The organism is Actinomadura sp. GC306, from assembly GCF_004348665.1.
GTDB lineage: Bacteria > Actinomycetota > Actinomycetes > Streptosporangiales > Streptosporangiaceae > Spirillospora.
Genome location: NZ_SMKM01000387.1, coordinates 1 through 4,728 on the forward strand (window position 1 = coordinate 1; position 4,728 = coordinate 4,728).

Below are 4,728 nucleotides of genomic sequence, written 5' to 3' on the forward strand. Positions count from 1 at the left end.
GACCCGCTTGAGCTGGGCGGACAGGTGCGACTGGAGGGGCTGCCCCACCGCCGCCATGTCGTAGGCCCAGCCGAGGTCCTCGCCGATCATCCCGTAGAGGCGGTGCCCGCCCGTCACCTCCTTGGCCGACTCCGTGCGGGCGACGACGTCCGTCTGCAGCTCGATCCGCGTGAACGCCACGTTCCCGACGTAGATCTCGACGATGCCCGTGGGATGCGCCAGCGTCACCTCGACCTTGTGGTCGGGACGCGGCCGCCAGTAGCCCGTCTCCATGCCGAGCGGCCGCCCGAGCGTCCCGTCCTCCTCGATCATCCACGTCCGGCTGGCATAGATGAGGAACGGCTTCCCGACGTGGGTGAAGGACATCTCCTGACCGAAGTTGAACGACTCGATCGTGGGATAGCCGCCGACGCCGGCGCCCTCCCAGGTGCCGAGGAGGAACTTCAGCGGCTCGAGGTCCGGATGCAGCTCAGGATCCATGGGCACCGAGCGTAGCGGCGCCGCCGCCCCCGCGCGTCCCGTGCCCGGCCGGGCTACTTGAGGCGACCGAGGCGGATCACCAGCAGGACGGCGGCGACCGCCATGAGCCCGAGGACGAGGACGAGGATCCCCGCGTTCACCATCCCAGTCATAGCGCGATGCTACGCGGGCACCGGAACTCGCGGGCAGCGGGACTAGAGTGCGGCTATGGCGAGACCACTGGTGATCAAGGTCACGGCGGGGGCCGACGCACCCGAGCGCTCCAACCAGGCGTTCACGGTCGCCGCCGCCGCGGCGGCGAGCGACGTGCCCGTGTCCCTCTGGCTGACCGGCGAGTCCGCGTGGTTCGCGCTGCCGGGGCGGGCGGCGGAGTTCTCACTCCCGCACGCCACTCCCCTGGACGACCTTCTCGCCGTGATCCTCGCCACCGGGCGCATCACCCTCTGCACCCAATGCGCGGCCCGGCGCGACATCGGTCCCGACGACGTCCTCCCGGGCATCCGCATCGCCGGGGCGCCGACCTTCGTCGAGGAGATCACCGCCGACGGAGTCCAGGCGCTCGTCTACTGACGCTTTGCCGTCTACTGACGCCCTGCCGTGCACTGACGCCCTGCCGTGCACTGACGCCCTGCCGTTCACCGACGCCCTGCGCCGGGCCGCGAGGGCGAGGACGGCACCGGCCGTGGCGGCGCCGGCGAGGCCGAGCATGAGGTCGCCGATGGTGTCGCGGTAGATGGACACGCTCTCGGGGGTGTCGAGGATGAAGACGCCGTACTCGAAGAACTCCCAGAGGATCGCCGCCACGGCGCCCATGCCGGTGCAGCACAGCGCGAGCGCCCAGGGCGGGAGCCCGCTCCACCGCCGCAGCGCCAGGCCGCCGGCGGCGCTGAGCAGCGCCCAGTTGCCGAAGTGGCACGCGTCGTCGAACCAGGTGACGGTGTCGTACAGGTCGGCCGCGTTCCCCGCGACGTCGATGAGGAACGGGAGCGTCAGGAGGAGGTCGATGTCCCACGGGAACGCCTTGCCCTGGCCCCGCAGCGCCCAGATCAGGGTGACGAGCATGACGGCGGCGGGGTAGGCGGCCACGCGGACGCCCATCGCCTTGTCCGCGAACCGGTCCCACTCGGGGAAGGCCACGGCGAGCGCGAGCAGGACGGCCAGGGCCGCCTTGGCGAGAAGGGCGGGGGGACGCCAGCGCGAAGTTTCCATGCCGGCAGCCTGCCGCCCGCGTCCGGGGGTTCGCATCGGCGGAGATACTCAGTCTCACGTGGGTGAACTCACCCGGTTCCGAGCGGCGGGGAACGCTTCACGACCCGGTAAATCCGCGTTCACCGAACGGCCCCGCCCGCGTCACCGCACATGGGACGGTAGAAGAGCCGCAGAACGGATATACGACAGCCGACGTCTCGCCCCACCGATGGAGCCTCCGCATGATCGAGATTTCCGCATGGGCATGGACCGCGACGATCGCGCTGGTCGTCGGGCTCTTCGTGCTCGATCTCCTGGTGGCCGTCCGGCGGCCGCACGCGGTCGGCATGCGGGAGGCGACGTTCTGGTCGGTGTTCTACGTCGCCGTCGCGCTGCTGTTCGGCCTCGCCGTCTGGATGATCGCCGGCGGGACGGCCGGCACCGAGTACTTCTCCGGCTACGTCGTCGAGAAGAGCCTGTCGGTCGACAACCTCTTCGTGTTCGTGATCATCATGGCGCGGTTCGAGGTCCCCGACGAGTACCAGCAGAAGACGCTGCTGTTCGGCATCGCCGCCGCGCTCGTCCTGCGGGCCATCCTGATCGCGGTGGGCGCCGCGGCGATCAGCCTGTTCTCCTTCACGTTCCTGATCTTCGGCCTGGTGCTGATCTGGACGGCGATCCAGCTCATCCGGCACCGCAACGAGGAGCCGGACGTCGAGGACAACCTCCTGGTGCGCCGCGCCCGCAAGCTGTTCCCGATCAGCAACGACTACCACGGCGGCCGGATGCTCGCCCGGGAGAACGGCCAGCGCGTCGCGACCCCGCTGCTGATCGTGTTCGTCGCCATCGGGAGCACGGACCTGCTGTTCGCCCTCGACTCCATCCCCGCGGTGTTCGGCGTGACGAAGGAGCCGTTCATCGTCTTCACCGCCAACGCGTTCGCCCTGCTCGGGCTGCGCGCCCTGTACTTCCTCGTCGAGGGCCTGCTGGACCGCCTGGTCTACCTGACGATCGGGCTCTCCTCGATCCTGATCTTCATCGGCGTCAAGCTCATCCTGCACTTCCTGCACGAGGACGTGTCCAAGTCCGTGCCGGAGATGCCGACGCCGCTGTCGCTGGTGGTCATCCTGCTGATCCTGGTCGTGACGACCGTCGCCAGCCTGCTCCGCGTCCGGGCCCACCCGGAGGAGAAGGCCAAGCCCGGCTCGCTCCGCACCCGCGCCAAGGCGAAGCCGCGCGAGGACGACCGCGCCAACCCCTGACCCGTCGGCGTGTCGTCGTCGCGAGGCCGGACGACGACACGCCGCGGGTCGGCGGAGTCGCTCAGCCCATGCTCTTCGCACCGTCCAGGGACTCCCGGATGATGTCGGCGTGCCCCGCGTGCTGGGCCGTCTCCGCGATGATGTGCAGCAGCACCCGCCGGACCGACCAGTGCGCGTCCTGGAACCACGGCGCCTTCGGCAGCGGCTGCGTCGCATCCAGGTCGGGGAGGGCGGCGACCAGTTCGTCCGTACGTCGCGCCACCTCGGCATAGGCGTCGAGCACGCCGGCCAGCGTCTCGCCGGGCAGCATCCGGAACTCGTCGGCCCGCCGCGCGAAGTCCTCTTCGGTCAGGGAGTCGAAGTCGCCGAGCGCGGACGGGCCGTCCACGAGGAAGTCCGCCCAGCCCTGCTCGACCGCGGAGACGTGCTTGATCAGGCCGCCGAGGCACAGCTCGCTGGCCGTCGTCCGCGCCGCGGCCTGCTCGTCGTCGAGGTCGCGGGTGGTGAAGCGCAGGAAGTGCCGGTGGGTGGCGAGCATCGCCAGCAGGTCGGCGCGCTCGCCGGTCGGTGCGGTGGCCGGGCTCCGGTGCTCCGCCGTCGTGTTCACAGTCATGGCCATCGCCTTTCGGTCGTTCGTTCTCCGGCTGACGAACACCAAGCTAGGAGCCATAGCGGTCACTTCCTGTCCTGAAGTGCCGCAGGATGGGAGACATGGCGAACACCAGCGACCGGACGCTCCGGCTGCTCTCCCTGCTCCAGACCCACCGCTACTGGCCGGGGGCCGAGCTGGCCGACCGCCTGGGCGTCTCCGTCCGCACCCTGCGCCGGGACATCGACCGGCTGCGCGAGCTGGGCTACCCGGTGCACGCCCAGCGCGGCATCGAGGGCGGCTACCAGCTCGCCGCGGGCGCGACGCTGCCGCCGCTGGTCATCGACGACGAGGAGGCGGTCGCGCTCGCGGTCGGGCTGCAGGCCGCGGCGCAGGGCGCGGTGGCGGGGATCGCCGAGTCCTCGGTGCGCGTGCTGGCCAAGGTCGTGCAGGTCATGCCGGCCCGGCTGCGCCACCGGGTGGAGGCGCTGCGCGCGGTGACCGTGCCCGCCGACTGGGGCCGTCCCGTCGGGGCGGAGATCGACTCCAGCGTTCTCACGACGATCGCGCTGGCCTGCCGCGACGCCGAACGGCTCCGCTTCGCCTACACCGACGCGCAGGGGCGGGCGTCCGACCGGCACGTCGAGCCGCACCGGCTGGTGCCGGTGGGGCGGCGCTGGTACCTGGTGGCGTACGACCTCGTCCGGCACGACTGGCGCAGCTTCCGCGTCGACCGGCTCAGCGCCCCGGACGGGACCGGCGCCCGGTTCCTCCCCCGCGAACTGCCCGCCGCGGACGCCGCCGAGTTCGTCAGCGGCAGCCTGCGCGAGCCGCCGCGCTCGTACCGGGTGGAGGTGCTGGTCGACGCCCCTGCGGCTGCCGTCCGGACGAAAATCGGCCGCTGGTGCAGCGTCGAGGAGATCGACGCCGAACGCAGCCGGGTGCGGATGACCACCGACACGCTGGACTGGCCCGCCATGGCCATGGGCGTAGTAGGCGCCGACTTCCAGGTAGTGGAGCCCCAGGAGCTACGGGACCAGCTGAGCGACTGGGGAGCCCGCTTCACACGAGCCACCCGTTGACTTGCCGCTCGTTGACTTGCGGCGTGTTGCCCTTATGGAGCGCTCCATAAGGGCAACACGCCGCAAGTGAACGCATCCGGGGGGCTGGCGTTAGTTGCTCGCCAGAGTTCGGGTGCGGGCGGTCGGG

At 71.0% G+C, this 4,728-nt stretch carries 5 protein-coding genes; 3 read left to right on the forward strand and 2 right to left on the reverse strand.

What is annotated here, in order from left to right; all coding sequences use genetic code 11:
* A partial coding sequence (locus E1200_RS31305) for an FABP family protein (protein WP_131955945.1) occupies positions 1-480 on the reverse strand: 480 nt, incomplete at its 3' end.
* Positions 481-687: 207 nt separating this feature from the next.
* Between E1200_RS31305 and E1200_RS31310 the strand changes: the two genes are divergently transcribed.
* Positions 688-1,050 (forward strand): DsrE family protein, encoded by a 363-nt coding sequence (locus tag E1200_RS31310; RefSeq protein WP_131955947.1) that lies wholly within the window; start codon positions 688-690, stop codon positions 1,048-1,050.
* 860 nt (positions 1,051-1,910) lie between these two features.
* Positions 1,911-2,930: a TerC family protein gene (locus E1200_RS31315; protein ID WP_131955949.1), complete on the forward strand. Its 1,020-nt coding sequence runs from the start codon at positions 1,911-1,913 to the stop codon at positions 2,928-2,930.
* Between the two features lie 61 nt (positions 2,931-2,991).
* On the opposite strand, the gene E1200_RS31320 is transcribed toward E1200_RS31315, so the two are convergent.
* Complete coding sequence (locus E1200_RS31320; protein WP_165950540.1) at positions 2,992-3,543, reverse strand: DinB family protein; 552 nt, start codon at positions 3,541-3,543, stop codon at positions 2,992-2,994.
* A gap of 98 nt (positions 3,544-3,641) precedes the next feature.
* On the opposite strand from E1200_RS31320, the gene E1200_RS31325 reads away from it, so the two are divergent.
* The gene (locus E1200_RS31325) at positions 3,642-4,601 is read left to right on the forward strand and encodes a YafY family protein (RefSeq protein ID WP_131955953.1); all 960 of its coding nucleotides are present in this window, start codon (positions 3,642-3,644) and stop codon (positions 4,599-4,601) included.
* The last annotated feature ends 127 nt before the right edge of the window (positions 4,602-4,728 follow it).